The organism is Tardiphaga sp. 768_D3_N2_1, assembly GCF_052076105.1.
Taxonomy (GTDB): Bacteria; Pseudomonadota; Alphaproteobacteria; order Rhizobiales; family Xanthobacteraceae; genus Tardiphaga.
Window position 1 is genome coordinate 4,195,508 of record NZ_CP197245.1, and the last position, 25,793, is coordinate 4,221,300.

The 25,793-nt window shown below is 60.6% G+C and carries 23 protein-coding genes and 1 pseudogene; 11 read left to right on the plus strand and 13 right to left on the minus strand.

What is annotated here, in order from left to right:
* The first annotated feature begins 154 nt into the window (after positions 1–154).
* From AB8A27_RS19680 to AB8A27_RS19715, 8 genes and pseudogenes are all read left to right on the plus strand, one after another.
* Positions 155–1,801 carry an amidohydrolase gene (locus tag AB8A27_RS19680; RefSeq protein WP_441243368.1) on the plus strand — a complete coding sequence of 549 codons (1,647 nt, stop codon included), beginning with the start codon at positions 155–157 and terminating at the stop codon, positions 1,799–1,801.
* Positions 1,798–2,790, plus strand: coding sequence for a CobW family GTP-binding protein (locus AB8A27_RS19685; RefSeq protein ID WP_441243369.1), 993 nt, complete (start codon positions 1,798–1,800; stop codon positions 2,788–2,790). Before AB8A27_RS19680 ends, AB8A27_RS19685 begins: the two co-directional genes overlap by 4 nt.
* 16 nt (positions 2,791–2,806) lie before the next feature.
* Positions 2,807–4,435 (plus strand): ABC transporter substrate-binding protein, encoded by a 1,629-nt coding sequence (locus AB8A27_RS19690; protein ID WP_441243370.1) that lies wholly within the window; start codon positions 2,807–2,809, stop codon positions 4,433–4,435.
* Positions 4,436–4,561: 126 nt separating this feature from the next.
* Positions 4,562–5,542, plus strand: coding sequence for an ABC transporter permease (locus tag AB8A27_RS19695; RefSeq protein WP_441243371.1), 981 nt, complete (start codon positions 4,562–4,564; stop codon positions 5,540–5,542).
* Entirely contained in the window at positions 5,539–6,441 is a 903-nt protein-coding gene (locus tag AB8A27_RS19700) for an ABC transporter permease (protein WP_441243372.1), read from the plus strand. The genes AB8A27_RS19695 and AB8A27_RS19700 overlap by 4 nt, the downstream gene beginning before the upstream one ends.
* 3 nt (positions 6,442–6,444) lie before the next feature.
* Positions 6,445–7,440 (plus strand): ABC transporter ATP-binding protein, encoded by a 996-nt coding sequence (locus AB8A27_RS19705; protein WP_441243373.1) that lies wholly within the window; start codon positions 6,445–6,447, stop codon positions 7,438–7,440.
* Positions 7,410–8,468: an ABC transporter ATP-binding protein gene (locus AB8A27_RS19710; protein WP_441243374.1), complete on the plus strand. Its 1,059-nt coding sequence runs from the start codon at positions 7,410–7,412 to the stop codon at positions 8,466–8,468. The genes AB8A27_RS19705 and AB8A27_RS19710 overlap by 31 nt, the downstream gene beginning before the upstream one ends.
* Before the next feature lie 111 nt (positions 8,469–8,579).
* Positions 8,580–8,813: pseudogene (locus AB8A27_RS19715) on the plus strand (cation transporter); the annotation flags it as partial.
* 501 nt (positions 8,814–9,314) lie between these two features.
* On the opposite strand, the gene AB8A27_RS19720 reads toward AB8A27_RS19715, so the two are convergent.
* From AB8A27_RS19720 to AB8A27_RS19750, 7 genes are all read right to left on the minus strand, one after another.
* Entirely contained in the window at positions 9,315–10,757 is a 1,443-nt protein-coding gene (locus AB8A27_RS19720) for an NAD-dependent succinate-semialdehyde dehydrogenase (RefSeq protein ID WP_441243375.1), read from the minus strand.
* Positions 10,758–10,811: 54 nt separating this feature from the next.
* On the minus strand, positions 10,812–11,429 hold the full coding sequence (locus tag AB8A27_RS19725; RefSeq protein WP_441243376.1) for an ATP-binding cassette domain-containing protein: 618 nt from the start codon (positions 11,427–11,429) through the stop codon (positions 10,812–10,814).
* A complete protein-coding gene (locus AB8A27_RS19730; protein WP_441243377.1) occupies positions 11,426–12,127 on the minus strand; it encodes an ABC transporter ATP-binding protein in 702 nt (233 codons plus the stop codon). Before AB8A27_RS19730 ends, AB8A27_RS19725 begins: the two co-directional genes overlap by 4 nt.
* Positions 12,127–12,870 carry an ABC transporter ATP-binding protein gene (locus AB8A27_RS19735; RefSeq protein WP_441243378.1) on the minus strand — a complete coding sequence of 248 codons (744 nt, stop codon included), beginning with the start codon at positions 12,868–12,870 and terminating at the stop codon, positions 12,127–12,129. The genes AB8A27_RS19730 and AB8A27_RS19735 overlap by 1 nt, the downstream gene beginning before the upstream one ends.
* A gap of 3 nt (positions 12,871–12,873) precedes the next feature.
* Positions 12,874–13,887 (minus strand): branched-chain amino acid ABC transporter permease, encoded by a 1,014-nt coding sequence (locus tag AB8A27_RS19740; protein ID WP_441243379.1) that lies wholly within the window; start codon positions 13,885–13,887, stop codon positions 12,874–12,876.
* Position 13,888: 1 nt separating this feature from the next.
* Positions 13,889–14,815, minus strand: coding sequence for a branched-chain amino acid ABC transporter permease (locus AB8A27_RS19745; protein ID WP_441243380.1), 927 nt, complete (start codon positions 14,813–14,815; stop codon positions 13,889–13,891).
* 69 nt (positions 14,816–14,884) lie between these two features.
* Complete coding sequence (locus AB8A27_RS19750) at positions 14,885–16,180, minus strand: ABC transporter substrate-binding protein (protein ID WP_441243381.1); 1,296 nt, start codon at positions 16,178–16,180, stop codon at positions 14,885–14,887.
* A gap of 135 nt (positions 16,181–16,315) precedes the next feature.
* Between AB8A27_RS19750 and AB8A27_RS19755 the strand changes: the two genes are divergently transcribed.
* Positions 16,316–17,158, plus strand: a complete 843-nt coding sequence (locus tag AB8A27_RS19755; protein WP_441243382.1) for a MurR/RpiR family transcriptional regulator — start codon at positions 16,316–16,318, stop codon at positions 17,156–17,158.
* 32 nt (positions 17,159–17,190) lie between these two features.
* Complete coding sequence (locus AB8A27_RS19760) at positions 17,191–18,003, plus strand: SDR family NAD(P)-dependent oxidoreductase (protein ID WP_441243383.1); 813 nt, start codon at positions 17,191–17,193, stop codon at positions 18,001–18,003.
* A gap of 147 nt (positions 18,004–18,150) precedes the next feature.
* On the opposite strand, the gene AB8A27_RS19765 is transcribed toward AB8A27_RS19760, so the two are convergent.
* Positions 18,151–19,362: an MFS transporter gene (locus AB8A27_RS19765; protein ID WP_441243384.1), complete on the minus strand. Its 1,212-nt coding sequence runs from the start codon at positions 19,360–19,362 to the stop codon at positions 18,151–18,153.
* A gap of 99 nt (positions 19,363–19,461) precedes the next feature.
* Between AB8A27_RS19765 and AB8A27_RS19770 the strand changes: the two genes are divergently transcribed.
* Entirely contained in the window at positions 19,462–20,355 is an 894-nt protein-coding gene (locus AB8A27_RS19770; protein ID WP_441243385.1) for a LysR family transcriptional regulator, read from the plus strand.
* A gap of 29 nt (positions 20,356–20,384) precedes the next feature.
* Here the strand turns inward: AB8A27_RS19770 and AB8A27_RS19775 are convergent, their stop codons facing one another.
* The 5 genes from AB8A27_RS19775 to AB8A27_RS19795 form a co-directional block, all read right to left on the minus strand.
* Positions 20,385–21,074: an alpha/beta fold hydrolase gene (locus AB8A27_RS19775; RefSeq protein WP_441243386.1), complete on the minus strand. Its 690-nt coding sequence runs from the start codon at positions 21,072–21,074 to the stop codon at positions 20,385–20,387.
* A gap of 97 nt (positions 21,075–21,171) precedes the next feature.
* Positions 21,172–21,804, minus strand: coding sequence for a hypothetical protein (locus AB8A27_RS19780; protein WP_441243387.1), 633 nt, complete (start codon positions 21,802–21,804; stop codon positions 21,172–21,174).
* Between the two features lie 9 nt (positions 21,805–21,813).
* On the minus strand, positions 21,814–24,015 hold the full coding sequence (locus tag AB8A27_RS19785; RefSeq protein WP_441243388.1) for a molybdopterin cofactor-binding domain-containing protein: 2,202 nt from the start codon (positions 24,013–24,015) through the stop codon (positions 21,814–21,816).
* Between the two features lie 55 nt (positions 24,016–24,070).
* A complete protein-coding gene (locus AB8A27_RS19790; protein WP_441243389.1) occupies positions 24,071–24,535 on the minus strand; it encodes a (2Fe-2S)-binding protein in 465 nt (154 codons plus the stop codon).
* A gap of 53 nt (positions 24,536–24,588) precedes the next feature.
* A complete protein-coding gene (locus AB8A27_RS19795) occupies positions 24,589–25,551 on the minus strand; it encodes a helix-turn-helix domain-containing protein (RefSeq protein WP_441243390.1) in 963 nt (320 codons plus the stop codon).
* Positions 25,552–25,793 lie beyond the last annotated feature (242 nt).

The window sequence follows — 25,793 nt, forward strand, 5'->3', positions numbered from 1 at the left end:
ACCTGTTCTCAGAACCAACTCGACGCGAAGCAAGAGCCGCGCCAAACTGGTCTTGCCTACATGCATGACTGGCCCCATTCGTGCATCCGATCTGGCGCTGGCCCGTAGCAGTAACTGGCCTCACGCTTCCGTGACGGAATTTGAGGATGGTCAAGTGAGTCAGGATACGGTTGTTTTTTCTGCCCGCAAGATTGTGACCATGAACCCGTCGCGCCCCGTCGCGACGCATGTTGCGGTGCGCGAAGGCCGGATCGTCGCCGTTGGCAGCTTCGACGAGATTGCCGCGTTCGCCGGTGGCAGGGTCGACGGCCGCTTCAAGGACAAGGTGCTGCTGCCCGGCTTCGTTGAAGGCCACAGCCACATCATGGAAGGGATGATGTGGTCGCTGCCTTATGTCGGCGCCTTCGATCGCCGCTCGCCTGAAGGCAAAGTCGTCAAAGGCGTTCCGACCATCGATGCTATCGTCGAACGGTTGCAGGAAGCCGAGAAGGCGATGACCGATCCCGGCGCGCCGCTGTTCGCCTGGGGGTTTGATCCCCTGCATATCGGCAGCGTCTCGCTGACCCGGCAGGATCTCGACCGCGTGTCCACCACGCGGCCGATCATGGTGGTTCACGCCAGCTTCCACATCAGCAATGTCAACACGCTCGTGCTGCAGCGCGCCGAACTCGATCGCACCACCAACATTTCCGGTGTGGTGATGGGCACGGACGGCGAGCCGTCCGGCGAAGTGCAGGGCATTGCCGCACGTTTTCGCGTGTTCCGCGTGCTCGGCACCAATCCGCTGTCAGGCAATCTCACCGCCGACGACGTCAACCGTTACGCCTCATCCTGCTGCGTACAGGGCGTCACCACCGTCACCGACCTGCATAACGATCTCGCCGATCTGACCGTCGAGGTCTATCGCGCCGCCAGCCGCCGCGACGATTTCTCCGTGCGCCTCGTACCGGCCATGGCCTCGGTGTCGCACAGCCCGGAACAGGGCGTTGCCAAGATCAAGGCGCTGCGCGCCTCTAATAACGACAAACTGCATTACGGCATCGTCAAGCTCGTGGTCGATGGTTCTATCCAGGGCTTTACTGCACGGCTGCGCTGGCCTGGCTATCACAACGGTGCTCCGAACGGTCTCTGGTACATCGCGCCGGAGGAACTGCCGGGCATCGTCGCCGCCTATCACGAGGCCGGCATCCAGCTCCACATCCACACCAATGGCGATGAGGCTACCGAAGTCGCGCTCGATGCCGTCGAAGCCGCACAGATCGCAACGCCGTGGCCCGATCATCGCCACACGCTGCAGCATTGCCAGATGGCGGATGCTGCGCAATTCAAGCGCATGAAGACGCTCGGCATGTGCGTCAACCTGTTCGCCAACCACGTCTATTATTGGGGTGACTCGCATTACGACCTGACCATGGGCCCGGAGCGCGCCAACCGCCTGGATGCCACCGGCACCGCGCTGCGTATCGGCGTCCCCTTAGCGATCCACTCCGACGCGCCGGTGACGCCGCTCAGCCCGCTGTTCACCGCCTGGTGCGCGGTCAATCGCGTGACATCCTCGGGCCGCTTGCTCGGCAAAGGGACCGAAGCGCTGACGGTGCAGCAAGCACTCAACGCCATCACCATCGATGCCGCCTATACGCTGAAGCTCGATCACGTGGTCGGCAGTATCGAAACCGGCAAATATGCCGACTTCGTCGTGCTCGACGCCGATCCGCTCGAGGTTGCGCCGGAGACGATCAAGGACATCAACATCTGGGGCACGGTTGTCGGCGGCCATGTGCGGGAGGCGCCGCAGGCATGATGGTTTCGTCGTCGGTAAAAACACCCGTAACGGTGATCGGCGGATTTCTCGGCGCCGGCAAGACGACCTATCTGAACCACCTTCTGCGCAGCGACAGCGGTCGCTATGCCGTGCTGGTAAATGATTTCGGTGCGGTGAATATCGACGCCGCGCTGATCGCGGCACATGACGGCGAGACCATGACGCTGGCCAATGGCTGCGTCTGCTGCAGCATCGGTAGCGGCTTCCTCGATACGCTAGGCCGCATCCTCGATAACGGGACGACATTCGATCACATCATCATCGAGGCCTCCGGCGTCGGCGATCCCTGGCGCATCGCCGAGATCGCACTGGTGGAGCCGAGCCTGCGTCTCAATGCGGTGATCGTGCTCGCCGATGCATCGCGCATCGCCAACCTGCTCGACGACAGCCGCGTCGGCGACACCGTACGCGGCCAGTTCGAGCGCGCGGGTCTCGTTCTGCTCACCAAGGTCGATCTGCTCGACCGCGCCGCCGTGGATGGCGCACGAAGCACGGTGAGCGCCCTGCGCCCCGGCGCCGCGATCGTCGAAACCACTGAACACACTTTGCCCGGCCTGCCGGACGGCGCCTTCAGGCCGGCCTCGCGGTTTGCCGCGACGGACGCCGATCTCACTGATCACGAACACGACTTCCGCCGCTGGTCCTATTCCCGCAGCGGCGCTTTCGATCTCGATGCGCTCGCTGATGCTTTAAAGGCGTTGCCACCACAACTGCTGCGCCTCAAGGGCGCATGCCGTATTGCCGACGAAGCGATGCCGTTACTACTGCAAATGGTTGGGCAAGACTGGGCGCTGACGGCAATGCCAGACAACATGGCAGCAGAACACGACATCCTGCTGGTCGGCGTCGGCACCGATGCGCTGCAGGACACAAGCGCGCTCGACGCCATTCTCGACGCCGCGCTCATTTCGCCAACACCCGTGACAACGGCGGACCTCAACCGCCGGCAAACCGCATTCACCCTCTGAGAGAAGGACACCTTCCATGTCTCCGACCTGGTCTGGACGACCCCGATCGCTGAAAGCCTCTCTTCTGTCTGCCGCGCTCGGCCTTGTCCTCGTGGCAACTGCCATCGTGCCGAGCGTCAAGCCGGCCTTTGCCGCCGATGGCGGCACGCTGGTGATCGCCTCGACGCAGGTGCCGCGCCATTTCAACGGCGCCGTGCAGTCCGGCCTCGCCACCGCGATGCCGTCGACGCAGATTTTCGCCAGCCCGCTGCGCTACGACGACAACTGGAATCCGCAGCCCTATCTCGCAAAATCCTGGGAAGTTTCGCCGGACGGCCTGTCCGTCACGCTGAAGCTCGTCGACAACGCGCTATTCCATGACGGCAAGCCGGTAACCTCCGAAGACGTCGCCTTCTCGATCATGACCATCAAGGCCAACCATCCGTTCCAGAGCATGCTGGCCGCGGTGGACAAGGTCGATACGCCGGATCCGCTCACTGCCATCATCCGCCTCAAGCACCCGCATCCCGCGCTGCTCTTGGCGATGTCGCCGGCGCTGATGCCGATCATTCCGAAACACGTCTATGGCGATGGCCAGGACGTCAAGGCGCATCCGGCAAACCTGAAGCCGGTCGGCTCTGGCCCCTATCGCCTCACCGAATACAAGCAGGGCGAATTCTACACGCTGGAGAAATTCGACAAGTTCTTCATCCCCGGCAGGCCGAAGCTCGACAAGATCGTCGTCAAGCTGGTTTCTGACAGCAACGCCGCCGTGGTGTCGCTGGAGCGCGGCGACGTCAATGTCCTGCCCTTCATCTCGAATACCCGCGACATCGACCGCATCGAGAAGATGCAAAACGTCCAGATCACCGACAAGGGTTTTGCCGGCGTCGGCCCAGTCAACTGGCTCGCCTTCAACACCAAGAAGAAGCCGCTGGATGACGCCCGCGTGCGTCAGGCCATCGCCTATGCAGCCAACCGTGAGTTTATCGTTTCCAAGCTGATGAACGGCAAGCCGAAGATGGCGACCAGCCCGATCGCCCCGGGCTCGCCGCTGCTCGCGCCCGATGTCGAAATGTACAAGCTCGACCTCGCCAAGTCGGCGAAGCTGCTGGACGATGCCGGCTATCCCAAGGCTGCCGACGGCTCGCGCATGAACCTCACCATCGATTTCATCCCCGGTGACGAGGAACAGCAGCGCAATGTCGCCGAATATCTGCGCTCCCAGCTCAAGCGTGCCGGCATCAATCTGGAAGTACGCGCCGCGCCGGACTTCCCGACCTGGGCCCAGCGCATCGCGAATTACGACTTCGACCTCACCATGGATAACGTCTTCAACTGGGGCGACCCGGTAATCGGCGTCAACCGCACCTACCTTTCGAGCAACATCCGCAAGGGCATCATCTGGTCGAACACCCAGCAATACAGCAATCCGAAGGTGGACGAGCTGCTCGCCGCCGGCGCGCAGGAGCCGTCGCCCGAGAAACGCAAGGCGCTGTATGCCGAGTTCCAGAAGATCGTCGTCAACGATGTGCCGATCTATTTCATCAACAGCGCGCCCTATCGCAACGCATTCGCCAAGGGACTCGACAATCTGCCGACGACGATCTGGGGCGTGATGTCGCCGCTCGACGACATCTATTGGAAAGAGAAGCCGAAGACGTGAGTTCTCCGTCAGGGCGAAGCAATCCAGAAAGCCACAAACGAAGACTGGATTGCTTCGTCGCAAGCGCTCCTCGCAATGACGGCGGAATGACCTGATCGTAGTCGACGCAACACACAGACCGGCACCATGAATCTCGTTCTCCATCTCCTCAGGCAGCTGGCCAATGCTTTCGGCTTGCTGCTTGCCGTGCTGGTCCTCAATTTCTTCCTGATCCATGCCGCGCCCGGCGATCCCGCTCTGGTGATCGCCGGCGAGATGGGCGGCGCTTCGGCCGAGGTGATCGCCGCGCTGCGGGTGAAATACGGCCTCGACAAGAGCATGCTGGAGCAGCTCTTCACGTATCTCGGCAAGGTCGCCACCGGCGATTTCGGCTATTCCTATTATTTCAATGAGCCGGTGCTCGGCCTGATCGGCCAGCGCATTCCGGCGACGCTCTATCTCGTCCTGTCGGCGCTGGCGATCTCGGTGGTCATCGGCACGCTGCTCGGCGTCATCAGCGCGCGCAAGCCCAACGGACTGTTCAGCCAGGGGGTCACGGTGATCTCGCTCGCCGGCTATGCCGCGCCGGTGTTCTGGACCGGGCTGATGCTGCTTCTGCTGTTCGGCTCGGTGTGGCCGATCCTGCCGGTCACCGGCATGACCGATGTGGCGCGGCCGAAAGCGGGCCTGGCCTATGTGCTCGATGTCATGCAACATCTCGTACTGCCGGCAACGACGCTCGCACTCGTCTATGTCGCGCAATACAGCCGCCTCGCCCGCGTCAACATGATCGATGCGCTGACCGCCGATTATGTCCGCACCGCCCGTGCGAAAGGCCTGCCGGAAATCATCGTCATCGGCAAGCACGCGCTGCGCAACACGCTGATCCCCATCGTCACCGTGGCCGGCCTGCAATTCGGCCACCTGTTCGCCGGCGCCGTGCTGGTGGAGACCGTATTTTCCTGGCCCGGTATGGGCCGCCTCGTCTTCGAATCCATCCTGCGCCGCGACTATCCCACCTTGCTCGCCGTACTGTTCTTTTCCGCAGTGCTGGTGATGGCCGCCAACATCGTCACCGATCTGGTCTATCGCCTGGTCGATCCGCGTATCCGTTCGGGGGGCCGATGACCACGATCGAATCCACCGCCGTCAAACCCGACACCACGATGCTGCCGGCACGCGCCGCGACCTCGCCCATGGCCGCGGCCTTGCGCCAGTTTGCCCGCAGCCCGGCCGGCGTTGCCGGCGCCGTCGTGCTGCTGATCATCATCCTCGCGACCTTGTTCGGCCCGCATCTCTACGGTGTCGATCCGCTGGATATCGCGGGCGCGCCGCTGACGCCGCCGGATGCGGATGCCTGGCTCGGCACCGACTATCTCGGCCGCGATATCCTGTCCGGCCTGCTGCAGGGCGGCCGCGCCACGCTGGCAGTGGGCGGCGTCGCCGCGCTGATCACAATCGTCATCGGCGTCACCATGGGGTCGCTGGCCGGTTTCTTCGGCGGGCCGATTGATACGGCGCTGGTGAAGGTCACCGAATTCTTCCAGATTCTGCCGCCGCTGCTGTTCGCCATGGTGCTGGTCACTTTGTTCGGCCAGTCGCTGGTGGTCGTCACCCTCGCCATCGGCGTGGTGAGCTGGCCGTCGGCGGCGCGGCTCACCCGCGCCGAATTCCTGCGGCTACGCAATCTCGATTTCGTCAAGGCGTCCCGCGCCGCCGGAGGCGGCAACGGCCACCTCATCCTGCGCGTGGTGCTGCCCAATGCGCTGCCGCCCATCATCGTCTCGGCGACCCTCGCCATCGGCGTCGCCATCCTGTTCGAGGGTGGATTGAGTTTCCTCGGCCTCGGAGATCCCAACACCATGAGCTGGGGGCTGATGCTCGGCCAGAACCGCAATTATGTGCTCGACGCCTGGTGGACCGTCACCTTCCCCGGCGCTGCGATCTTCATCGCCGTGCTCGCCATCAGCCTGATCGGCGACGGCATCAATGATGCGATCAATCCACGCCTGCGGAAGCGAGGCTGAACGATGCCCCCCGTTCTCTCCGTCAAGGATCTCAGCGTCTCGATGAACGGCACCAAGGGCATGGTGCCGGTGCTTGAGCATCTGTCCTTCGATGTCGCGCAAGGTAAGACCATGGCACTGGTCGGCGAATCCGGCTGCGGCAAAAGCATGACCGCGCTGGCGATCATGCAGCTGTTGCCGGAAGACTTTCGCGTCACCTCCGGCAGCATCCTTCTTGACGGCGTCGAGGTTCTATCTGCATCGCCGAAGGAGCTGCGCAGCCTGCGCGGCAACAAGATGTCGATGATTTTCCAGGAACCGATGACGGCGCTCAATCCGCTCTACACCGTCGGCAACCAGATCGGCGAGGTGCTTCGCCAGCATCGCGGCCTCAGCCGCCGTGATGCCCATGCGCAGGCGATCCAGTTTCTCAAGGCGGTGCAGATCCCCGCGGCCGACAAACGCGTCGATGCTTATCCGCATCAATTGTCGGGCGGCATGCGGCAACGTGTGATGATCGCCATGGCATTGGCCTGCAAACCGAAGCTTCTGATCGCCGACGAGCCGACCACCGCGCTCGACGTCACGGTACAGGCGCAGATCTTCGACCTGCTCAGCGAATTGCAGGACGACACCGACACGGCCATTGTACTGATCACCCATGATCTCGGCGCCGTCGCCGAACTCGCCGACGACGTCGCCGTGCTCTATGCCGGCCGCTGCATCGAACAGGGCGCAGCGGACGAGATCATCGCCCATGCGCGCCATCCCTATACGCGCGGCCTGATGGCCTGCGTGCCACATCTGCAGCTCGGCCGCGCCAACGATCATCTCGCTGCCGTGCTCGACGAAATCCCGGGCATGGTGCCGCCGCTCGGCGCACGCGGGCCGGACTGCGCTTTCCTGCCGCGCTGTGCCTTTGCCAGCGAAACCTGTCGCGCACAGCCGCAGCCACCACTCGATCGCATCAATGCCGGTGCCGCCGTCTCATGCTGGCGTCATCAGGAGATCGCACCGTGAGCGATGGCTTGAATATATCCGCCTCCGCAGACGTCCTGCTCGACGTCAACGATCTTGTGGTGCACTTCCCGGCCGGACGCCGCGGCATGTTCGGTCCACCGTCGAAGGTCCACGCAGTCGATGGCGTGAGTTTTCGCGTCCGCCGCGGCACCACCTTCGGCATCGTCGGCGAAAGCGGCTCCGGCAAATCGACCACCGCGCAGGCGGTGATGCGGCTGATCCCGATGACCTCCGGCCAGATCGTATTCGGCGGCGAGAACATCGCAGAGTTCCGCGGCGAGAAACTGCGGCTGGCGCGAAGCAAATTTCAGATTGTGTTTCAGGATCCTTTTTCAGCGCTCGATCCCCGTCGCCGCGCCGGTGATCTGATCCGCGAACCGCTCGACCTGCTCGGTATCGGCTCGCCACGCGAGCGCGAGGTCCGGGTCAAACAGCTTCTGGAGGAAGTCGGCCTGCCGCCGCAGGCGGCTGACCTCTTCCCGCATCAGTTCTCCGGCGGCCAGCGCCAACGCCTCTGCATCGCGCGCGCGATGGCGCCCGAACCGGACCTGATCGTCTGCGACGAAGCCGTCTCGGCACTCGACGTCGCTATCCAGGCGCAGATCCTGAACCTGCTGAAGAAGCTGCAGCGCGAGCGCGGCCTGACCTATATCTTCATCTCGCACGATCTCGGCGTGATCCAGCATTTCTGCGACGAGATTGCGGTGATGTATCTCGGCCGCATCGTCGAACAGGCGCCGGCGCAGGTGTTCTTCTCGGCACCCTCGCATCCCTATAGCTGGTCGCTGATATCAGCCGCCGCGCCGCCCGGCCCGCTGCGCGACCGGCTGAAGAAGGACTATCTGGTCAAGGGCGATCCGCCGAGCCCGGTGGATCCACCGCCTGGCTGCCGCTTCGTCCAGCGCTGTCCCTTCGCCATCACGCGCTGCCGCGACGAGTTACCGGTCCTGAATATCCAGGCCGACGAGCACTTCGTCGCGTGCCACCGGACCGGCGAGATCAACCCACCGGATTTTGCTTCCTTGTGACACGTCGTCCGAGCGGGAAAATGGCTTTGCGCCATAAGCTGCCATTTGGCTGTTCCGGCACCATTATGTCCTAGGTTCGCATGCGCTAAACGCAATAGGCCGGCTCTCTAGAACGGCGACGCCAACGTTCGGTCGGTTTGGCTCTGCTCCCGCAACGATGCAATGTGATCGTCGTGTTCGTCGCCTGGAGGTCTGGGTTCGACAAGCGCGTGGCCCGATCTGGCTGCCGTGGCCGCCGTAATAGCCTTCATCTCTCTCACTTCATCCATACAGATACTTCGACAGGCTTGGTCCGAGTATTCCCAACACAACGTTCCAGTAAGTACTGCACTAGCTCTTGGATGAAGAACTGCTTTTGTCTTCCCTGATCCATTTCTATCATTGCCTGCAATTCGCAATGAATTCCCTGCTCGATAGCACAGGGAATTCGACGATTTTTCTCCTTTAATCCGCAGAATAGGACGTGTCGAAGACGAGTGTCGGCGTCGAAAATCGCAAATTCCCTGTAAAATTCCCTGTTTGCAGGGAATTGGCACGGAGACAGGTGCAAACAGCACTCCCACCCCAGCCAGGCAGCTCGCTAAAACGCCAATTTCCTCAATGTGTTGAGAAAAACCGTATTCGCCAGCTTTTCCCAAAACAGGCAAAGTCTCCGGGTGGCGAAGTTGCCCCCCCCCTGGGACGGTTCAATTCCCGGAAGTCTCCGGCAGTTACCGCAAATATTCCCGTTTTGGGAGGAGTCGGCTTCTCGCCGATCTCCGATGAGGTTCGTCCGCCATTGGGAAATTTAGCCGACGGACTGACCACTGTACGCGTCCAATGTCGTGGGAAATCTGGTTGTGAAATTCAACCGAGATGGCTCACGAATTTTGTACTCAAGTAAGCATTGAGCCCCTCGATACCTCCCTCGTGCCCGTAACCTGAATCTTTTACGCCGCCGAATGGCGTTTCCGGAAGGGCGATACCAAAATGATTGATCGACACCATTCCGTGGTCGAGTCCATCGGACACTTTGGTTGCGGTCTTCGTATCCTTGGTGAAGGCATAGCTCGCAAGACCGAACGGCAGACTGTTAGCGCGTTCCAGCACGTCATCGGCATCCTTGAAGCGTAACATCACCGCGATCGGGCCAAACGGCTCTTCGTGCATGATCCGCGCATTGGCGGGGACATTTGTCAGTACAGTCGGTTCGAAGAAATTGCCGGCATTGCCGATGCGCTTGCCGCCCGTTTCGATATTAGCCCCCTTCTCCTGGGCATCGAGCACGGTGGTTTCCATCGCATTAACTCGTCGTGGATTGGCAAGCGGTCCCATTTTGCTGTTGGGATCAAACCCGTCTCCGACTGCGATACCGCGCGCAAGATCCGTGAATTTGGCAACGAACTTGTCGTAGGACTTCTCCTGAACAAAGAACCGCGTCGGCGAAACGCAGACTTGGCCCGCGTTGCGATATTTCATGCCGGCCAACAGCGTGGCAACGCCATCGGTCTCGACATCGTCAAAGACCAGCACGGGCGCATGGCCGCCAAGCTCCATGGTCGTACGCTTCATGTGCTGACCGGCGAGCGAGGCCAGATGCTTGCCGACCGGGACAGAGCCCGTGAACGATATCTTGCGGATCGCCGGTGAGCTGATGAGATACTCCGAGATCACGGCCGGAACGCCGTAAATCAGATTGATCACGCCGGCGGGCACACCGGCCTCTTCAAAGCATTTCACGAACTCGATTGGCGACCCCGGTGTTTCCTCGGGGCATTTGATGATGATCGAGCAACCGGCGGCAAGTGCACCGGAGATTTTCCGGGCAGCCTGCAACACCGGGAAATTCCAGGGCGAGAAGCCCGCCACCGGACCGACAGGCTCCATCATCACCATGTTACGGACGCCGTCGGCGCGCGCTGGAATGATGCGGCCATAGGCGCGGCGGCCTTCCTCGGCAAACCATTCGATGACGTCGGCGGATCCCATGACTTCCAGCTTCGCCTCGGCCAGAAGCTTGCCCTGCTCAAAGGTGAGAATGGTGGCAATCTGCTCGACCCGCATGCGCACCAGATCGGCAGCCTTGCGCAGGATCTTGCTGCGCTCGAAGGCGGAGACGCGTCGCCAGTTGTTGAAGCCGGCTTGAGCTGCCGCGAGAGCCTTGTCGAGGTCGGCCGTTGAAGCATGCCCGAGTTTGGCGATTGGCATATTCGTGGATGGATTCATCACGTCCTGGTAATCGCCCGACGTTGGCTGAACCCATACACCATTGATGTAGTGCGGGAGCGTATCGAGATATTGTGGGTGCATGGACTGAATCCTGTTCCAGATTTCCGTTTGTCGTGAATTAAGATGCGAAACTATTCAGGGAGCCAACACACCGAGGTACTGGCGGACATCAGGCTGGCTCGTGAGATCATCAAAATGAACATAGTTGGTGACCGTTCCTCCGCTGACGAACAGGAAACGCTCGCAGATCTCCTTGAGGATCGTGAGCTGAAATGCTGCCGTCGGATGCAGGCAGATGAAAACGAGCCGCTTCTCGCTGCGCAGCTTGCGGAAGAAATCCAGCATGAATCCGATATAGCCATCCTGGGTATTGAACTGCGGCTCGTCGAACAGATGAACGAGCGGATAGGCGCTTGCAGCCTGCTCCATCGTGAAGGACGGTCTCGTCTTCTTGAACTGACGGACCTGATAGGATTGATGGTAATGAATCGCCAGCCGATCGCGCTGACGATAGCGAACCCTCTGCATGTCCTGACCGGCGACCATCACGCGCCCTTCCGACGGCACGTTCGATCCCGCGATCATCTCGAATAGCGTCGTCTTGCCGGCGCCGTTTGGCCCCATGACGCCCACGATCTCGGGCTGCATGAAAGCGCGATCCACACGCAGTTGAAATGCGGGCTCCCGGTCCAGGAAACTGCGGCGATAGACCTTGTTCACACCCTCCAGCGCAAGTAGCGGCGAATCGCTCATGACAGCCCTCCCAGCAGCTTGCGCTTGAGTCCGGGATCTGCAGTCAGTGCCGCCGCGTCCCCCGCCCAGGCAACATGCCCCTGCGACAGCACAACAACCCGATCGGCAACGCTCAATGCGACATCGGCATTCTGTTCAACAACGATACTCGCAATGCCGGCCTGCCTGAGGCGCCGGATGACGGCCATCACGTCGTCGACAATTTTCGGTGCAAGCCCCTGGCTTGGCTCATCGAACAGCACGAGACCGGGCGAACCGAGCAACGCGCGGGCAATGGCCACCATCTGCATCTCGCCGCCGGACAAAGTCTCAGCCTCGCGCGCCATCAGGTATTTGAGCGGTGTGAAAATCTCGGTGACTTCTCCGAGAGACCATGCTCGAAAACTCGTGCGCTTTTCGCCTAACGACAGATTTTTCGCCACGGTGAGTGTCGGACAGAGGCGACGGTCGTCCGGCACCCAGCCAATGCCCGCACATGCGATCTGATGCGTCGCGCTGGCTGCGATCGACTTGCCCTGAAAGCGAATGTCGCCCCGGCGCGCGCGCGTGAGACCGAGGATGGAGCGCAGCACCGTGGTTTTGCCCGCTCCGTTAGCGCCAAGCAACGCAAGCACCTCGCCTGCGCGCACGGACAACGAGACCGAAAACAGCGCCTGCGTCTCACCGTAGAAAGAATCGATACCGGATACATCGAGCATCAGTTGAGCCGCCCCAGGTTGGAAGCCTCGACCCATGGGTTCGTCTTGAGTGCGGCCGGCGCGCCGCGCGCGATCACCTGCCCCCAATGAATGACGGATATCTCATCGGCCAGCGAGAACAGGAATTCCATGTCATGTTCGATGATGACGATGGTCAGGTCGCCTTTGAGCTGAAGGATAAGATCAGCCAGCCGGGCGCGCCCATCGCTCCCGAGACCCGCAGTCGGCTCATCGAGAAAAAGCAACTTGGGACGACAGGCCAGCGCGACGCCGATTTCGAGCGCGCGGCGTGCGCCATAGGAGAGCGATTTGGCTTCATCGTCGGCGCGCCCCGCCAGACCCACCTTTTCGAGAATGCTGTGAGCTTCGTCGACCAGAGCGGTGTCAGCATAGGCCTGGGCAATCATGTCATGCCCGCGCCGGCGCGTGCCCGGAAGCGCAATGGCTATGTTCTCGAATACCGTGAACTCGTCGAACAGATTCATCAGTTGGAACGACCGTGCGATGCCGAGCCGCGCGATATCCTGCGGGCTTTTCCCGGTGATGTCGTCTCCCTGCCACAAGACCTGCCCGCGACTGGGCTTGTAGCGGCCAGTCAGCACGTTGAAACAGGTCGTCTTGCCGGCACCGTTCGGCCCCATGATGCCGGACAACTGGCCGGCTTCAAAAGCAAGCGAGACGTTCTCGAGCACGACGCGATCGCCAAATCGCAGATGCAGTTCCTTGGCTTCAAACAGTGGCATGGCTCACCTCGCCTGCGATTGCGGAGCGGCGGCAGGGCGCGGAACGATCTTGTCGCGTCCGTTCATGACGCCAGCGAATATGCCGGCGATTCCTTCCGGCTTGAAAAGCACCAGGACAACAAATGACAGGCCGAACCACAGCATCCACCCTGTGGTAAATGATCCGATGACGTCGCGTGCAAGGAAGAAGGCCACCGCACCGATGACGGGGCCCCAGAACGAGACAAGCCCGCCGCCCACCAGTGTCATCATGACGACGTAGCCGGAATAGTGCAGGCTCATCACGTCCGGGAAGGCGGAAGTCTGCGCCATCGCGAACAGTCCGCCCGCGAGCCCGGATAGGGTCGTGGATACGACAAGGACCGCCGCCTTGTAGCGCCAGACGTCGTAGCCGACGAAACGAGCACGTGTTTCGTTCTGCTTGATGGCCTTCACCACCCGCCCAAACGGGGAATGCACCAGCCGCCACAGCAGGAACGAGACGACAGCGAAGACTGCAAGCACGAAGTAATATAGCGCAATGTTGCCGCCGAGGTTGAACGTGGTGATGCCAAGCGAGGCGGGCAGCCTCTCGATTTTCAGCAAGCCATCTTCGCCGCCGGTGATCCGGTGTGCCTTGATCGCGATGAACCAGAAGACTTGCCCGAAAGCGATGGTCATCAATGCGTAATAGATGCCTCGCCGGTGCGAGATGAAGAGCGCCACGAAAGCGCCCGCCAGCGCGGCTGCACCTGCCGCAACCGCAAGACAGACCCAGAGGTTCGGCGCGATGTTGGATTGCGCCAGCCCGAATGCATAGGCACCGATCCCGAAAAATGCGCCATGTCCGAACGACGGCAATCCCGCATGACCCAGGACCAGATTGTAGGCCAGCGCATAGAGCGCAAAGATCAATATCTCCACTCCGAGATATTGATAGAGACCGACCCGCTCGATCCAGAACGGAACGGTTGCAAACAGGATCCATGTCACGAGCATCGCGGGCGTGAAGCTGGGGACCGTACGGGCTGCTGCCATATCAAGCCTCCAACACGCTTTTCTTGCCGAACAGACCCCTTGCACGGAATGTCACGACGGCAATTAACAACAGATACATGGACAGCATCGACCATTCGGAGGCATAGGCACCGGACAGCCCGACCACCATACCGACCAGGAGGCCGCCCAACGCGGCCCCCCAGAAACTTCCGACGCCACCGAGCACGATAATGAGAAATGCCGGCACAACGGCATCGACTCCCATATGCGGCCGGATTCCCCACAGCGGCGCCATGATCACACCGGCGAACGCCGCGAGCATCGTGCCAAGGACGAATACCCAAACCCGCAGTCGCGTCAGATCGATGCCGAGCGCCTGGACGATTTCGCTATCATGGGCGCCTGCCTTGACCATGGCACCGAAGCGCGTGCGTTCGACGATGAACCAGACGGCTGCCATGGCCACGATCGCCATGCCGGCAGCCCAGAAGCGATAGGTCGACCAGATCAGATCGAGCATGATAAAGCCGCCGGACATGTCGCGCGGTACCGGCATCATGTAGTCGCGCGTGCCCCACACCACGCGGATCAACTCCTCCAACACCATCGCAACACCAAAGGTGAGCAGAAGCCCATAGAGCGGATCGCGCCCATAGGTGCGGCGCATCAGCCGCTCGAGTACAAGGCCAAAGGGCGCAACCAGGATCGGGGCTACGACAACTGCTGTGGCAAACCGCAAGCCAAGCGGTACACCCGCCCACGCGATCAGAACATCTGGCGGCAACGGCAGTTTCGCCCCGCAAATGGCGTAGGCGAAGTACGCCCCGAGAGCGAACAACGAGCCATGGGCAAGGTTGATCTGCTCCATCAATCCGAGGATCAGCATGAAGCCAAGTGCAATCAGGGAAAAAAGCAGGCCGAGCGCTATACCGTTCAGCAAATGCGGAAGGAGATTGAGCAGCGACATAAGCGTTCATCTATTCCAATGAGCGAGCACGCGCGCCGGGAGAATGTTCCGGGCGCCCAGGCGTAAGCTTTATGTGTCGAAGACCGGAACGTCGGCGAGCGCCTTCATCTTGCATTTTTCCAGCGAGGCATCGTCCACCGCCGTTTCCGGCCTGGTCCAGCTGATGACCTCGTACAGATCCGTCTTGTCGACAGGCTTTGCATTGCGGCGGGCAAGATAAATCGTCTGCTGCACTTGATGCGTCACCGGATCGATATAGGCATCGAAATGCTGCATGCGGTCGGCAGCGAGCATCTTGTGCCCTTCCAACTGCTTGATCACAGCATGATTGCTGGTCGTTCCGGCGCGCTCGATGGCGCGCAGCAATTCGCGTGTCGCGATGTAACCGTTGTAGGAGACATTCCCCGGCACCGGAATGGGCGACTGCGGATAGGTCGTCTGCCAGCGCTTGACGAATTCGGCAACACCGGGGAGCGGCAAAAGATGATACCAGTTGGTGCCGAAGACACCGAACAGCGTATCCTCCGCGCCCCAGATATCGGGCCAGTCCTGCTGATTGTTAACCCAGGCTGTTTTCTCTTCCAGCTTCAGCGCGCTGATCTGCTGACGTAGCGCCTTCATATCGTCGCCGCCAACCGCCATCGCGACCACATCAGGCTTGGCCTGCTGCACCTTGAGGAGATAGGAGGTGAAATCGCGGGTGTTCTGCGGGATCAGCAGATTATCGATGATCTGTCCACCGGCCTTCTCGACCTCGGCTTTGGTCGCGGCCGATGTCGTGTGCCCCCACACATAGTCGTTTGTCAGCAGCAGCCACTTCTTGCCGATCTTCTGAACCGCATTCTGGACAGCGGCCTTGGAAAAATTGGTACCGTTCCCATCCCAGACGAATTTGATGCGCGAGCAGTTCTCGCCTGCTTCACTTGGCGCCGACGAGTTGGTGTTGAAATAGATGGTGCCGTATTTATTCGCGACTTGCGTGATGGCATTGGCGACGCCCGAATGCACGGCGCCGATCAGGAAGCCACACTGCTCCTGCGTGATGAAACGCTCCGCGATACGCGTGCCTGTCGCCGCGTTGGTTTCAGTATCGGCCGTCGTCCATTCGATCTTGCGACCGAGCACGCCGCCCTTCGCGTTGAATTCATCAATTGCGAGGCGGATGCCGCGCATATCGTCCTGCCCGCTATTGCCGTATTGGCCGCTGGCATCACAGGTGAGGCCCAACTTGATTGGCTTCTTTTCTCCCTGCGCCAGAACACGTGTGTGCTGCCATGGACCGAAAAATGTCGCTGTGGCAGACAGCAAGCCGCCCTTCACGAGGGCACGCCGGGACAACCCGGACGTATCGCTACGTCGCTTCATTGTTTCCTCCTGGGATTCGGCGGCTCTTTTATGATGTCCGCGCGTTCTATGGTCTTAGAATAAACATTCCACGAACTATGTAAAGTAGAATATACAAGTCAGAGAAATCGATGCCCGCAAATACGAGCCAACCGCATGCCCACTAAAGCCAAAGCCCTCCAGCACGGCACTTATGAAAACCTGCGCCATGAGATCGCGCGCCAACATCCGGATTTTTCGGATCGCCTCCGCGTGATCGCTGAGTTTGCACTGGAGCATCCCACCGAGATGGCGCTCGGGACCGTGGCGGAAGTCGCGCAGCGTGCGAAGGTGCAGCCCTCCGCCATTGTGAGATTTGCGCGCGCACTGGGCTATGGCGGCTTCACGGAATTGCAACAGGTATTCCGCTCAAGGCTAGTTGCCAGCGTGCCGCCGAGCTACAAGGAGCGCATCACCGGACTGCGGCGCGATGGCCGCTTTCAGGACGCCAACAATCCGCAGGCGGTTCTGACCCGCTTCGCGTCAGAAGGCATGGTCTCCCTTGAAAGCCTGCAGGACCGCGTAAGGCAGGCAGATCTTGCGCGCGCGATTGAACTGCTCGGCGCCGCAGAGACGATCTACGTCCTGGGCCTCGGCGGCTCTTTCCCGGTCGCAGCTCATCTGACCTATGTTTTGCGCAAACTGGGGCGCCGCGTCGTGATCCTCGACGGACTTGGCAGCGCGCTTGGCGATCAGGCCGCTTCGGCGACACCCGCCGATGCGCTCGTTGCCATCAGCTTCAGGGTCTACAATCCCGACACAGCACGACTGTTTCCAGAGCTCGTAGCCCGCCGCCTGCCTGCCATTTCGATCACGGACAGCTTGCTCAGCCCGATTGTCGAAGGTGCCAGCGTCGTCTTCGAAATTCCTGATATGCCGGAAGCCGCGCTCCGCACGATGGTTGCTCCCATGTGTCTCGCCCAGACACTGGCCGTCGGCCTCACGCTTACACTTGACTGAAGATAACCCTCATTAACTGACAGGATGAAGTCATGTCCGCTCGTATGCTGGAAGGCCAGGTCGCACTCGTCACAGGTGCAGGTCGCGGGCTTGGCCGCGCTTTTGCCGAACGGCTCGCGGCCCTCGGTTGCCATATCGCGATTCACGGCATGCGCGAGCATGGCCCTTCCGAATTTGGTGGTACTGAAACGCTTACGGATGTCGCTCGATCGATAGCCGACAAGCATGGCGTTCGCACTTTCAAGGTTCTCGGCGATCTTACGCAATCAGAAGACATCGCGCGGGTCATTCAGGTCACAGAGACCGATCTCGGCCCTATCGATATCCTCGTGCATAATGCCGGCGGCGACATCGCGGCTGCAGGCGGAAAGCCAAACCCGAATGATGTCGTGAATATCAAGGCCGAAGATGTGCGGGCCGTTATCGACCGCAATCTTCTCAGCACAATCTTCGTCTGCCAACAGGTGGCACGAGGCATGATGGACCGACGCCGCGGGCGCATTATCAACATCGGTTCAGTTGCCGCATTCAAAGGGCGCACAAATGCATCGATCTACGCGACGGCAAAAGCCGGCGCGATGCATTTTACGCGGTGTCTCGCCGACCAGATGCGAACCTATGACGTCACCGTCAACACGATCGCCCCCGGCGACACACGCACGGAGCGGTTTATGGCGACACGTACAGTCGATCCTGCGCGGCTGATTCAGGAAGGATCGCTCGACCGGATTGCCACCATAGATGAGGTTGCGCGCGTCATTGAGTTATTTGCCGGGCCTATGGGAGCCTTCGTATCGGGGCAGGTTATTCGCGTGGACGGCGGCGGCCAGCTCTGGCCGGCATGACGTCGAATGAGGTTCATTCCTCGATATTTGAGAGGCAACCCGCGCGTTGTTTGCGAGCTTCTTGGGGTTGGTGATGGATAGAGCTGCCTCCCTCGCAATCGACAGCAGCGTCACCACTCTGCCGAAGGCATACAGTCGTGCAGGAGATCAACCACCCAGGTCGGAGCCGATAGCTCGACGGTAGGAAAATCCCTGAAGGACAGCGGCGACAACCGAGAGTCCCGCTCCGAAGATGCTTACCGCACCCCAACCACCCTGACTCCAAAAGAACGTCGCACCTGCCGACCCAACCGAGCCACCCAGGAACATGCCAGTCATGAAGATCGTGTTCAGTCGTCCGCGTGCTTCTGGATGGAGTCCAAATACAACGTGTTGATTGGAGATCAGCGCGCTCGTCACGCCGACATCAAGAATGACGACACCGACAACCAGTCCGATCACACTTCCCCAGAACCCGAATATGATCCACGATGCGCAGGTTATCGCTGCGCCGATCAAAGCCACGCGGGCCGGCCCGCGTTGATCTGCAAGCCTGCCTGCAAGCGGAGCTGCGAAAATGCCGACGGCGCCAACGATCCCGAAGAGTCCTGCGATGTCTGCTCCGAGCGCGAAACGCGGCTCCTGCAGATGAAGGGCGAGGATCGTCCAGAACACCGTAAAGGATGCGAACAGCGCGGCCTGCACGACGGTTGCCGAACGCAGTGACGGCTCATTGCGCCACAGATGAATCATGGATCTGAGCGCGCTGCTGTATGGCATGGCGACGTAGGGATGGCTGCGCGGAAGTGCGATTGCCATGGTCAGACCGGCGACGATGGCCACGGGCGAGCCCATCCAGAACATTTCGCGCCATCCGGCATGGGTTGCGACGAACCCGGCCAGTGTCCGACTGAACAGCAGACCGCACAGCAATCCCGACATGATCGTTCCGACCGTCTGACCGCGCCGCTCCGGTGACGCCAACAACGCTGCAAACGGGATGATCTGCTGAGCAACGGTCGACGTCGCTCCGACAAGCAAGGATGCAGCGACCAGCGCCCATCCGGTCGGCGCCAGTGCAGCGAGAACGAGGGCGGCCGCCAACAAAGCGAACTGCCCGACGATAAGTCGCCGCCGATCCATCATGTCGCCCAAGGGCACGAGGAGAAAGAGCCCCGCCGCGTAGCCGATCTGGGTCGCCGTCGGAATCAGTCCCGTCGCAGACTGTCCCGGGAATTCAGCCTGGATCACCCCGAGCATTGGCTGGTTGTAGTAGATGTTGGCAACCGCGACGCCGGTCGCCGCTGCCATTACGAATGTCAAAGAACGACCGAAGGGCTTTGAAACCGTTTGTACGGATGGGCTTGCAAGCTCAGACATCGAAAACCTCGCAAATGGAACGAGGTCGATATCTAGCTCTGCATCTATTTTTGATGTAGTGTCGCCAAAAGATAAGCCGCCATATCGGAATTCGATATAATGGATACTGCCACCGTTGCCGTCTTGGTTGATGCTGCTTTGGTCGGAAGCCTCGCAGGAGCGGCACGCAGACTTGGCATCTCACCGATGGTCGCAACGCGTCGTCTAGCGGCCCTGGAGCAGGACCTCGGCGTGCGCTTGTTTCATCGGACGACACGTTCGATGTCACTGACACCGGAGGGCGAAGCGTTTTTGCCCTACGCCCAGGCGCTGGTTGAGGGAGAGCTTGCAGCAAGGGCAAATCTTCGCGCCGCCAAAGAGGGCGTTTCCGGCACGCTTCGGGTCAACACCTCGACAGCCTTCGGACGAAAGCTGATTGCGCCGATCATTCCGCGCTTGCTGACGAGCCACCCCGCATTGCGGATCGACCTTGAACTCAACGATAGCGTGGTCGACATAACGGGCACGGGAACAGATCTGGCAATCCGCTTCGCGGAGCCTCGCGAAAATAGTCTGGTTGCGCGATCACTTGGCATCAGCCCGCGCATCCTGGTCGCAGCGCCAAGTTACATCGAAGCGCATGGTCGACCTTCTACCGCTGCCGATCTCAAGGAACACGCCTGCCTGTCACTCTCGGGAACAAGCCGTTGGCCGTTCCGCATCGGCGGACGCGAGCGGCAGGTGCCTATCAACGCGCGCTTCTCGGCAAGCAGTGCCGACGCTCTTCACGATGCCTGCGTCCACGGCGCAGGCATCACGCTTCTGTCTCACTGGAACGTTCGTGAGGATCTTCTGGACGGCAGGCTTTTACGCATCGAACTACAAGACGCCGAAACAGATGATCATACAATCTGGGCTGTCTATCCCACCGCGCGACTTGTGCTTCCCAAGGTCAGGATGTTCATCGCGGAACTCGAGTTGCTTTTGGCGGTTAATTATCCCCACCGCCGGTAGGTGCTGCCCAGCGCGCGCCCCGATGTACGTCAACCCTGCAGAGAAGCCGCCGCGCCGGCGATAAACTCCGCGATCGCATCGGGCTGAGAAAGCATCGGCACATGCGAGCTTTCAAGCACCAGAGTCTTGGCACCCATCCGCTTCGCAGAATCGCGCTCAACGTCGGGAGGAATGGTTTCATCGTGAGCTGCGACGACATACCATGATGGCCTGGAACGCCAAGCTGCCTCGGTAATCTTGTCGCCGAAGCATTTTACTGCCAGCGGCCCTTGCGTGGCGAAGACGATGTCGGCTTCATCCGCGGGGATGTCCTGCACGAAGTGCTTGCGAACACCCTTGAGGGTTAAGGCGACGTAGCCTTCACCATAGGGTTTGATTTCGGAAGCGCCAGGCGCTGGCGGATACGACTTCCACCAATCATCGAATGACTGCCCGCTGTCCGGCGCGCCGGCAGCGACATAAACAAGGCCTTTAACCTGCGGATGGTTGCCGGCCTCGGTGATGACGGCCCCACCCCAGGAATGTCCAACCATGAGAACCGGACCGTCCTGCATGTTTACAACCCGATGTGTGGCCGTAACATCGTCGGCCAGCGAACTAAGAGGATTTTGAACTGCGATAGCTTTCAGGCCTCGCTTCGTGAGCAGAGGGATAACCTTCGCCCAGCAGGAGCCGTCCGCAAAGGCCCCATGGACAAGAACGATCGTACCGATTGCCATAACGCTCTTCCTTTCGTGGATAATCCTGGCCCAAGACGGGCCCAGGACTTGGCGGCATGCATCAACCTGGTAGCTGCTCGCGCTTTGGCGGAAGCCGTCAGTTCGGACACGGTTGCCCGGCAGCTCCCCACAGGGCCATGTCTTTGACGTGATCCTCGAACGTTCCCGGAGGGATCGAGCGGCCTGCTCCGGGTGCCCACCCGCGAGGGATAAAGCCGTTTAACGATGCGTCGTGCCGCAGGTGTCCAACGAGGCCAGCGGCGTCGCGGCCACCATTGCGTTTGGGATCTTTCAGTTGCGCACAAATCTCGGCGCCGCTCTTGCCGAACCAGATGAAGGCCACCGGGGCAAGCTGCCAGTCGATGCCGGCGCGCGGTGGCGAGGGTGCCGGCTCATTCGGCTGGGTGGAGGTCATGTGACAGGTCGAGCAGGCGAGTTTCTCAGTCCCGATGCGGCTCTCTCCGCCATGGATATTCATCCCATGCACGCGGGGTTTGCTTTCGCCTGCCGGCGTCCATATCGGAATCGCCTTGGCATCGACATGGCAGTTGGCGCAACGCGGATGCGTCACCACGGCCTCAATCCGCTTCCACGCCTCCAGCCCCTCGGTGCGACTCACGCTGCCAGGCGGCAACACGTCCTTGGCAGCCTCGTCCTTGGCCGCGACAATTCCCGTGAAGGCCGAAATTACTGAGACCGCAAAGACGACCGCAATCAGAGATGTCTTCATGTATCGCCCTCACACGAAATCAATGAACTTGTCGAAGGGCATTTCGCGGATCCGCTTTCCGGTCGCCGCGAATATCGCATTGGCGAGCGCGGGGGCGGCAGGAGGAACAGGCGGCTCTCCGACCCCTCTTACTTTGGGATCATTCTCGAGCCCGCGAACTTCGATCACCGGACATTGGTAAATCCGCATGGCTTCGTGGTGATTGTAGTTCGTCTGCTGCGCCCCGCCCTTTGCGTAAGTGAGTTCGCAGTTGATGGCGTGGCCGAGTCCCCAGACGACTCCGCCCTGTACCTGGTTCTCGAAATTGACGGGATCGACAACCTTGCCGACATCGACCGCAACCCAGACCTTGTCGATCCTGATGCCTCTGTCAGTCATGCTTACTTCGACGACTTCAGCCGTTGGGGTCCCGAACGACTCGACGAACGCGACGCCACGCCCCTTGCCGTTACCGAGTGGTCCCTTCCAATTCGACATCTCTGCGACCGTTTCAAGAACCTTACGGTAGGTCGGCACGGCGCACATTTCGATGCGCGCCTTCAATGGATCGAGGCCGGCCGCATGGATCAGTTCGTCGATGAAGCTTTCGGTGAAGAAGCCGGCTGTAGAGGCTCCCACCGACCGCCATGTGGTGCACGGCGATAGTCCCTGCGCCTCAAAGCTCGTGGCCCTGAAATGTGGAATGTCGTAATAGACATTCCACATGCCGGCCGCCAATTGGGGATCGGGGTCCTTCGACGGCGCGCCCATACGCTCGAGCAGCCCCTTGAACGGAGCGGTCGCTGCCAGTTGCAGGTCGGCCGCGACGATCTTCCCTTTGTCGACGCTCCCTCTGTGTCGGGCGATCGAAATCTGTCGTGGAATATCCTGGAGAAAATCCTCTTCGCGCGAGAACACGAGCTTGATCGGCGTTCCGCGCATCTGATTTGCAATCTCGGCCAGGACACGGACGTTCTCGAATTCAAGGCGGTGCCCGAAACTTCCGCCTGTCCATTGATTGTGGAAGATAACTTGTTCCGGCTTGAGGCCGATCGATGTCGCCGCGATGGACTGCACGGCCTGAGGACTCTGATGGCCGACCCAAATCTCCATCCCTGCGTCAGAGACAACCGCGATCCCATTGAGAGGCTCAAGCGGTTGATGGGCGACATAAGGCGCGCGATACTCTGCCTGGACCAGCGTTCCGCCCTTCAACCCGGTCTCGACATCGCCGATTTTCCGCCACTCCATGCCGAGGAATTCCGGCTTGAATGACGCCTCCAGAACCTTCCAATGGTCGGCTTGCTCTGCAGGATATATCGAAGGTGCCCACGCGCAATCGATCGTGTCGACCGCCTTCATCGCGTACCAGCTGTTTGTCGCGATCACCGCGACGCCATTTTTTATTTCGAGGATCTTTTTGACCCCCGGCATCGACCGGGCCTTGCTCGCGTCATATGATTTCAGTGGCTGACCCTTGTTGGGATTCAGCTTGACGGCAGCGTACAGCATGCCATCGATCTTCAGATCGATGCCGAACTTCAACTCGCCCATGACCTTCGAGCGAACGTCGAGGCGCATCATCGGCTTGCCCAGCATTCGCCATTTTGAGGGGTCGCGCGGCTTCGCATCGAGCACGGGCGGAATTTTTGCGGCTTCCGCGGCGAGTTCAACGTAGGGAATTTTCCTTCCGTCTGGCAGGATCACATGGCCGGATTGGGTGCGGATGTCGGCAACAGGGATGCCTGAACGCTTGGCCGCCGCGGCTTTGAGCGTTTCGCGTGCGACCGCGCCGGCAACACGCAACTTTTCGTAGGTGTCGGGAATTGTACTTGACCCGCCTGTCATCTGCAGGCCTGACGTCCTGAGGCTTTCGAGCGCCGCGGCACGTGCCGCTTCAGCGGCTGGGCTTTGATCCGCCGCCAGGAACGGGGCCAGCTCATCTGCGAACCCGGTATTGAAATAAGCGGGACTTGGCCCCGCGAACCGAATTTCGAATTGGCCGGGATCGAGGTCCATCTCTTCGGCAATCATGATCGGCTGCACGGAGCCGACGCCTTGGCCGATATCAGCGTGTTGTGCGATGAGCGTGATTTTTTCCGGGCTGATCTCCACCCACGGATTGAAGCTCACGGAGCTGGGTCCAAGGCCGGCGGCCAAAGGATTGCCATTGGCGGTCGCGGCGGCCTGTGCGGCATTGTCATAGGAGCCGAAAGCGATGCCGCCAGCCACGGCTGCGGAGCCGAAAACGAAAGCCCGACGGGAAAGTCTCTGCATATGGCCCATCTCACTTCCCCGCCGTCTTTTTTGCAGCAGCCGTATGGATCGCAGCGCGAATGCGCGGATAGGTTCCGCAACGGCAGAGATTGCCGGACATGACCTCGTTGATGTCCTCGTCTGTCGGCCGGGGGATCAATTCGAGAAGCGAGATGGCCTGCATGATCTGGCCAGTCTGGCAGTAGCCGCATTGCGGAACCTGATGTTCGATCCAGGCCTGCAGGACCGGATGGTCATCCCTGTTGCCCACCCCTTCGATCGTGACGACCGACTTACCCGCGACCTCGCCTATATGTGACTGACAGGATCGGACAGCCTTTCCATTGATCTGGACGGTGCAGGCGCCACATTGCGCAACCCCGCAGCCGTATTTGGGACTTGTGATACCGAGCTCGTCGCGCAATACCCAAAGCAAAGGCATCTCGGGAACGACGTCGACCTGCCGCTTAATCCCGTTGACCGTGAGTTCGATCATGTCGATATGTCCCTGGCGGATTTGACTGGCGCACCAGCACTGCCTCACGGGAGCTAAGCAGTATTTCCGAATCCTGCGGGATCATGTGCAATCCCTGCGGAATGCTTACCGTCACGATCAGCCTTCACGTCGATCTGGCCACAGCACAACTCGCGATACTGCCCCGGAGTAAGTCTCGCGGCCTTTCGAAACACCCGCGTGAAATTGGCTTGAGAGCCGAAGCCGAGTTCCAGGGCAATTTCCGCCAGGGATAGGTTTCTGCGCGCCAGTTCTTGCCGTGCGGCCTGGACGCGGCGATCGATCACATAGCGGTGCGGTGACAATCCGGTTGCTTCGCGAAAAAGGCGGGAGAAATGAAACGGGCTGAGGCAGGCCTGGGCCGCGAGTTCCTCGAGCCTGATCTCGCGATTAAGGGAAGCGTCGATATAGTCCAACACGCGCTGGAGCCTTCGCGGATCGAGCGACGGTGACTTTTCGGGCGGACGCCAGCGGTCAATCGTATAGTGCCCCAGAAGATGCGCTGCGAGCGCGATCTGGATGCCCTCCACGAACAGCGCGTCGGTCGGTTGGCGAGGACGATGAAGCAGGTCACGAAGCGGCGAGCAGATGTGGAAGAGCACCTGGTCCGCCAGACCGTGGGCATAGGCGATCTGCACCTCTGCGGGATCCACATCAAAACCTGCGAGGGTACCTTCGTCCAGCAGCGTCGGAGGGAGATAGAGGTGAAGACATTCCATCCGGTCCGAAAGCTCGAGATGACTCTCCTGCGTTCCCGCGGGTACGAGATAGCTCATTCCCGGCCGGGCAAGGCTCTTCTGAACTTCGCCGTTGCCGGCCCGATAGACCATTCCGCCGCCTGACAGCAGCATCATGATCTCCGTGCAAATCGGAACGGGCGTAGCCTGCCGCCCCGCCTCGAACCTTCGATGTTCGATGCTCAGTGCTGGCCAATCCGCGGTCTCCGCGAGCTTCTCGCTGTTCTTATATTTTTGATCTCCATGCGTGACGAGCGTCATTGTGACTCCCCTTAGCTGCAGCGAGTCCCGGCCCCGTATCGCAAGCGAGCACTGATCCCCGTCCCTGTGTGCGACTGGAATCATGAACACTGTCGGCCACGGAAAAATCTCACAGCGCGCCGCACCGGAGCGCTGTGCCGATCCATCCGAAGTTGCTGGATAAGCTTACTGCCAAGTCGAGGGGTGGAGCGGTTAAAAGAAGTAAAAGGCAGGCAAAGCAAGAGCTTGATCACACGGCCTGA

Bases quoted from the DNA above. Each gene is read 5' to 3' on its own strand.
- AB8A27_RS19685 (WP_441243369.1), top strand. From the start codon at position 1,798: ATGATGGTTTCGTCGTCGGTAAAAACACCCGTAACGGTGATCGGCGGA.
- AB8A27_RS19690 (WP_441243370.1), top strand. From the start codon at position 2,807: ATGTCTCCGACCTGGTCTGGACGACCCCGATCGCTGAAAGCCTCTCTT.
- AB8A27_RS19695 (WP_441243371.1), top strand. From the start codon at position 4,562: ATGAATCTCGTTCTCCATCTCCTCAGGCAGCTGGCCAATGCTTTCGGC.
- AB8A27_RS19700 (WP_441243372.1), top strand. From the start codon at position 5,539: ATGACCACGATCGAATCCACCGCCGTCAAACCCGACACCACGATGCTG.
- AB8A27_RS19705 (WP_441243373.1), top strand. From the start codon at position 6,445: ATGCCCCCCGTTCTCTCCGTCAAGGATCTCAGCGTCTCGATGAACGGC.
- AB8A27_RS19710 (WP_441243374.1), top strand. From the start codon at position 7,410: ATGCTGGCGTCATCAGGAGATCGCACCGTGAGCGATGGCTTGAATATA.
- AB8A27_RS19720 (WP_441243375.1), bottom strand. From the start codon at position 10,757: ATGCACCCACAATATCTCGATACGCTCCCGCACTACATCAATGGTGTA.
- AB8A27_RS19725 (WP_441243376.1), bottom strand. From the start codon at position 11,429: ATGAGCGATTCGCCGCTACTTGCGCTGGAGGGTGTGAACAAGGTCTAT.
- AB8A27_RS19730 (WP_441243377.1), bottom strand. From the start codon at position 12,127: ATGCTCGATGTATCCGGTATCGATTCTTTCTACGGTGAGACGCAGGCG.
- AB8A27_RS19735 (WP_441243378.1), bottom strand. From the start codon at position 12,870: ATGCCACTGTTTGAAGCCAAGGAACTGCATCTGCGATTTGGCGATCGC.
- AB8A27_RS19740 (WP_441243379.1), bottom strand. From the start codon at position 13,887: ATGGCAGCAGCCCGTACGGTCCCCAGCTTCACGCCCGCGATGCTCGTG.
- AB8A27_RS19745 (WP_441243380.1), bottom strand. From the start codon at position 14,815: ATGTCGCTGCTCAATCTCCTTCCGCATTTGCTGAACGGTATAGCGCTC.
- AB8A27_RS19750 (WP_441243381.1), bottom strand. From the start codon at position 16,180: ATGAAGCGACGTAGCGATACGTCCGGGTTGTCCCGGCGTGCCCTCGTG.
- AB8A27_RS19755 (WP_441243382.1), top strand. From the start codon at position 16,316: ATGCCCACTAAAGCCAAAGCCCTCCAGCACGGCACTTATGAAAACCTG.
- AB8A27_RS19760 (WP_441243383.1), top strand. From the start codon at position 17,191: ATGTCCGCTCGTATGCTGGAAGGCCAGGTCGCACTCGTCACAGGTGCA.
- AB8A27_RS19765 (WP_441243384.1), bottom strand. From the start codon at position 19,362: ATGTCTGAGCTTGCAAGCCCATCCGTACAAACGGTTTCAAAGCCCTTC.
- AB8A27_RS19770 (WP_441243385.1), top strand. From the start codon at position 19,462: ATGGATACTGCCACCGTTGCCGTCTTGGTTGATGCTGCTTTGGTCGGA.
- AB8A27_RS19775 (WP_441243386.1), bottom strand. From the start codon at position 21,074: ATGGCAATCGGTACGATCGTTCTTGTCCATGGGGCCTTTGCGGACGGC.
- AB8A27_RS19780 (WP_441243387.1), bottom strand. From the start codon at position 21,804: ATGAAGACATCTCTGATTGCGGTCGTCTTTGCGGTCTCAGTAATTTCG.
- AB8A27_RS19790 (WP_441243389.1), bottom strand. From the start codon at position 24,535: ATGATCGAACTCACGGTCAACGGGATTAAGCGGCAGGTCGACGTCGTT.
- AB8A27_RS19795 (WP_441243390.1), bottom strand. From the start codon at position 25,551: ATGACGCTCGTCACGCATGGAGATCAAAAATATAAGAACAGCGAGAAG.